The organism is Microbacterium sp. KKR3/1 (assembly GCF_021272365.1).
GTDB lineage: Bacteria > Actinomycetota > Actinomycetes > Actinomycetales > Microbacteriaceae > Microbacterium > Microbacterium aurugineum.
On sequence record NZ_JAJSDW010000006.1, the window covers coordinates 1 to 5,553 of the forward strand.

The following is a 5,553-nucleotide window of genomic DNA, read 5'->3' on the forward strand; positions in this document are numbered from 1 at the left end:
GGGCCTGGTTGTGATGACTGGGTCGTGGGAGCATCCGATCCTTGAGAACTCAACAGCGTGCACTTGTCAAATGCCAAATTATCCTCGTCTAGCTTCGGCTGGGTGAGAATTCCTTTGGATCAAAGACCAGCCCTTCCGGGGGCTGGCAATGGATGAAGTCAGCAATGAATTTGTCTCTTTGGTCAGCATCAAACTCGCTGCGTTCATCGTTTTCCCGGTGTTCGTATGCATTTCTTTTTTACGGAGAGTTTGATCCTGGCTCAGGATGAACGCTGGCGGCGTGCTTAACACATGCAAGTCGAACGGTGAACACGGAGCTTGCTCTGTGGGATCAGTGGCGAACGGGTGAGTAACACGTGAGCAACCTGCCCCTGACTCTGGGATAAGCGCTGGAAACGGCGTCTAATACTGGATATGTGACGTGATCGCATGGTCTGCGTCTGGAAAGAATTTCGGTTGGGGATGGGCTCGCGGCCTATCAGCTTGTTGGTGAGGTAATGGCTCACCAAGGCGTCGACGGGTAGCCGGCCTGAGAGGGTGACCGGCCACACTGGGACTGAGACACGGCCCAGACTCCTACGGGAGGCAGCAGTGGGGAATATTGCACAATGGGCGCAAGCCTGATGCAGCAACGCCGCGTGAGGGACGACGGCCTTCGGGTTGTAAACCTCTTTTAGCAGGGAAGAAGCGAAAGTGACGGTACCTGCAGAAAAAGCGCCGGCTAACTACGTGCCAGCAGCCGCGGTAATACGTAGGGCGCAAGCGTTATCCGGAATTATTGGGCGTAAAGAGCTCGTAGGCGGTTTGTCGCGTCTGCTGTGAAATCCGGAGGCTCAACCTCCGGCCTGCAGTGGGTACGGGCAGACTAGAGTGCGGTAGGGGAGATTGGAATTCCTGGTGTAGCGGTGGAATGCGCAGATATCAGGAGGAACACCGATGGCGAAGGCAGATCTCTGGGCCGTAACTGACGCTGAGGAGCGAAAGGGTGGGGAGCAAACAGGCTTAGATACCCTGGTAGTCCACCCCGTAAACGTTGGGAACTAGTTGTGGGGTCCATTCCACGGATTCCGTGACGCAGCTAACGCATTAAGTTCCCCGCCTGGGGAGTACGGCCGCAAGGCTAAAACTCAAAGGAATTGACGGGGACCCGCACAAGCGGCGGAGCATGCGGATTAATTCGATGCAACGCGAAGAACCTTACCAAGGCTTGACATATACGAGAACGGGCCAGAAATGGTCAACTCTTTGGACACTCGTAAACAGGTGGTGCATGGTTGTCGTCAGCTCGTGTCGTGAGATGTTGGGTTAAGTCCCGCAACGAGCGCAACCCTCGTTCTATGTTGCCAGCACGTAATGGTGGGAACTCATGGGATACTGCCGGGGTCAACTCGGAGGAAGGTGGGGATGACGTCAAATCATCATGCCCCTTATGTCTTGGGCTTCACGCATGCTACAATGGCCGGTACAAAGGGCTGCAATACCGTGAGGTGGAGCGAATCCCAAAAAGCCGGTCCCAGTTCGGATTGAGGTCTGCAACTCGACCTCATGAAGTCGGAGTCGCTAGTAATCGCAGATCAGCAACGCTGCGGTGAATACGTTCCCGGGTCTTGTACACACCGCCCGTCAAGTCATGAAAGTCGGTAACACCTGAAGCCGGTGGCCTAACCCTTGTGGAGGGAGCCGTCGAAGGTGGGATCGGTAATTAGGACTAAGTCGTAACAAGGTAGCCGTACCGGAAGGTGCGGCTGGATCACCTCCTTTCTAAGGAGCATCTGACGCTTTGGCGTCCAGAACCCAGATCGAAGGCATACGTTCTTCGCTGGGAGCTCATGGGTGGAACATTTGACATGGCATCGAGATCTGATCTTGGAATGAGTACGCCGCTTGCGGTTGGAAGGTTCTGGGTGAGGGGGTCGGTGCCTGCACGCTGTTGGGTCCTGAGGGACCGGATGCGCTTTGACCTTCGGGTTGGAAGCATTTGGTTACTCTGGGCCTTTCGTTGTTTCCCCGGTGGGGAAGCGGTGAGGGGTACCGCCCGTACTTTGAGAACTACACAGTGGACGCGAGCATCTTGCAGCAGCCTTCGGGTTGTTGCACAAGATGATCTTAAAGATCATTAGTCAATTTCTGATTCAGTCTTCGGACTGGTCGGGTTTTTGATTCAAACTCATGTGATTTCAAGTCTTTAAGAGCAAACGGTGGATGCCTTGGCATCTGGAGCCGAAGAAGGACGTAGCAATCTGCGATAAGCCTCGGGGAACTGATAAGCAAGTTTTGATCCGAGGGTGTCCGAATGGGGAAACCCCGCTGGGCGGCGTGCCGACCTAGTGACTCCCGCCTGAATATATAGGGCGGGTAGAGGGAACGTGGGGAAGTGAAACATCTCAGTACCCACAGGAAGAGAAAGCAACCGCGATTCCGTTAGTAGTGGCGAGCGAAACCGGATCAGGCTAAACCTAGCGTGTGTGATAGCCGGCAGGCGTTGCACGTTGGGGGTTGTGGGACTTTTCAGTCATCTCTGCCGAGGTGGCGGCGTTACAAGAAGGTATAGACGAACGGTCTTGAAAGGCCGGTCATAGAGGGTGCCAACCCCGTAGTCGAAATGCTTCTCTTGGCGCGAAGAGTATCCCAAGTAGCACGGGGCCCGTGAAATCCCGTGTGAATCTGTCAGGACCACCTGATAAGCCTAAATACTCCCAGATGACCGATAGCGGACAAGTACCGTGAGGGAAAGGTGAAAAGTACCCCGGGAGGGGAGTGAAATAGTACCTGAAACCGTTTGCTTACAAACCGTTGGAGCCTCCTTAGTAGGGGTGACAGCGTGCCTTTTGAAGAATGAGCCTGCGAGTTAGCGATATGTGGCGAGGTTAACCCGTGTGGGGTAGCCGTAGCGAAAGCGAGTCTGAATAGGGCGATTCAGTCGCATGTCCTAGACCCGAAGCGAAGTGATCTATCCATGGCCAGGTTGAAGCACGTGTAAGAGCGTGTGGAGGACCGAACCCACTTAGGTTGAAAACTGAGGGGATGAGCTGTGGATAGGGGTGAAAGGCCAATCAAACTTCGTGATAGCTGGTTCTCTCCGAAATGCATTTAGGTGCAGCGTTGCGTGTTTCTTGCCGGAGGTAGAGCTACTGGATGGCCGATGGGCCCTACAAGGTTACTGACGTCAGCCAAACTCCGAATGCCGGTAAGTGAGAGCGCAGCAGTGAGACTGTGGGGGATAAGCTTCATAGTCGAGAGGGAAACAACCCAGACCACCAACTAAGGTCCCAAAGCGCGTGCTAAGTGGGAAAGGATGTGGAGTTGCTGTGACAACCAGGAGGTTGGCTTAGAAGCAGCCACCCTTGAAAGAGTGCGTAATAGCTCACTGGTCAAGTGATTCCGCGCCGACAATGTAACGGGGCTCAAGCACGCCACCGAAGTTGTGGCATTGACATTATTGGTAGGCCTTCGTGGTCCAGCCGTGTTGATGGGTAGGAGAGCGTCGTGTGGCCAGCGAAGCGGCGGTGTAAACCAGCCGTGGAGGCTACACGAGTGAGAATGCAGGCATGAGTAGCGAATGACGTGTGAGAAACACGTCCTCCGAAAGACCAAGGGTTCCAGGGTCAAGCTAATCTTCCCTGGGTAAGTCGGGACCTAAGGCGAGGCCGACAGGCGTAGTCGATGGACAACGGGTTGATATTCCCGTACCGGCGAAGAACCGCCCAAGCTAATCCAGTAGTGCTAAGTATCTGAATCCCAGTGACTGATCCCTTCGGGGTGACGCTCTGGGCCTAGCGTACGACCCCATTCTGGTGCGGTTAGCGTATTAACAGGTGTGACGCAGGAAGGTAGCCCAAGCCAGGCGATGGTTGTCCTGGTGCAAGTGCGTAGGCCGAGTCGTAGGCAAATCCGCGATTCATTGAGGCTGAGACACGATGCGGATAAAAAGTGGGTGATCCTATGCTGCCGAGAAAAGCATCGACGCGAGGTTCTAGCTGCCCGTACCCCAAACCGACTCAGGTGGTCAGGTAGAGAATACCAAGGAGATCGAGAGAATCGTGGTTAAGGAACTCGGCAAAATGCCCCCGTAACTTCGGGAGAAGGGGGGCCTTCGGCGTATAGGGATTTACTCCCGAAAGCGTTTGGAGGCCGCAGAGACTAGTGGGTAGCGACTGTTTACTAAAAACACAGGTCCGTGCCAAGTCGCAAGACGATGTATACGGACTGACGCCTGCCCGGTGCTGGAAGGTTAAGAGGACCGGTTAGCCGTAAGGCGAAGCTGAGAATTTAAGCCCCAGTAAACGGCGGTGGTAACTATAACCATCCTAAGGTAGCGAAATTCCTTGTCGGGTAAGTTCCGACCTGCACGAATGGCGTAACGACTTCCCAACTGTCTCAACCGCGAACTCGGCGAAATTGCATTACGAGTAAAGATGCTCGTTACGCGCAGCAGGACGGAAAGACCCCGTGACCTTTACTACAGCTTGGTATTGGTGTTCGGTGTGGCTTGTGTAGGATAGGTGGGAGACTTTGAAGCATGGACGCTAGTTCGTGTGGAGTCATTGTTGAAATACCACTCTGGTCACTCTGGATATCTAACTTCGAACCGTAATCCGGTTCAGGGACAGTGCCTGGTGGGTAGTTTAACTGGGGCGGTTGCCTCCCAAAAAGTAACGGAGGCGCCCAAAGGTTCCCTCAACCTGGTTGGCAATCAGGTGTCGAGTGTAAGTGCACAAGGGAGCTTGACTGTGAGACTGACAGGTCGAGCAGGGACGAAAGTCGGGACTAGTGATCCGGCAGTGGCTTGTGGAAGCGCTGTCGCTCAACGGATAAAAGGTACCTCGGGGATAACAGGCTGATCTTGCCCAAGAGTCCATATCGACGGCATGGTTTGGCACCTCGATGTCGGCTCGTCGCATCCTGGGGCTGGAGTAGGTCCCAAGGGTTGGGCTGTTCGCCCATTAAAGCGGTACGCGAGCTGGGTTTAGAACGTCGTGAGACAGTTCGGTCCCTATCCGCTGCGCGCGTAGGAAATTTGAGAGGATCTGACCCTAGTACGAGAGGACCGGGTTGGACGAACCTCTGGTGTGTCAGTTGTTCCGCCAGGAGCACCGCTGATTAGCTACGTTCGGGATGGATAACCGCTGAAAGCATCTAAGCGGGAAGCCGGCCTCAAGATGAGATTTCCATACCTTCGGGTGAGAGGCTCCCAGCCAGACTACTGGGTTGATAGGCCAGATGTGGAAGTGCAGTAATGCATGCAGCTGACTGGTACTAATAAGCCGATGACTTGATAACACACCGTTTGTTGGTGCTACGCGTCCACTGAGTGGTTCTCGATGTACGGTCGAGAACCGCATAACAACAATGACTTTGTTATGTGTTTGATTGAAACATCAATAGTGTTTCGGCGGCCATAGCGTGAGGGAAACGCCCGGTTACATTCCGAACCCGGAAGCTAAGCCTCACAGCGCCGATGGTACTGCAGGGGGGACCCTGTGGGAGAGTAGGACACCGCCGGACTCCTTTTAAACAAAATGGCCACCCAACGCTGGGTGGCCATTTTGCGTT

At 54.4% G+C, this 5,553-nt stretch carries 3 rRNA genes; all 3 read left to right on the forward strand.

The features are described 5' to 3' along the window. Window positions 1-237 precede the first annotated feature (237 nt). Window positions 238-1,761 (forward strand): 16S ribosomal RNA (locus tag LVJ59_RS17740). A gap of 414 nt (window positions 1,762-2,175) precedes the next feature. Next, window positions 2,176-5,280, forward strand: a 23S ribosomal RNA gene (locus LVJ59_RS17745). 108 nt (window positions 5,281-5,388) lie between these two features. Then, window positions 5,389-5,505, forward strand: a 5S ribosomal RNA gene (rrf, locus tag LVJ59_RS17750). Together the 16S, 23S and 5S rRNA genes form the textbook arrangement of a ribosomal RNA operon. Window positions 5,506-5,553 lie beyond the last annotated feature (48 nt).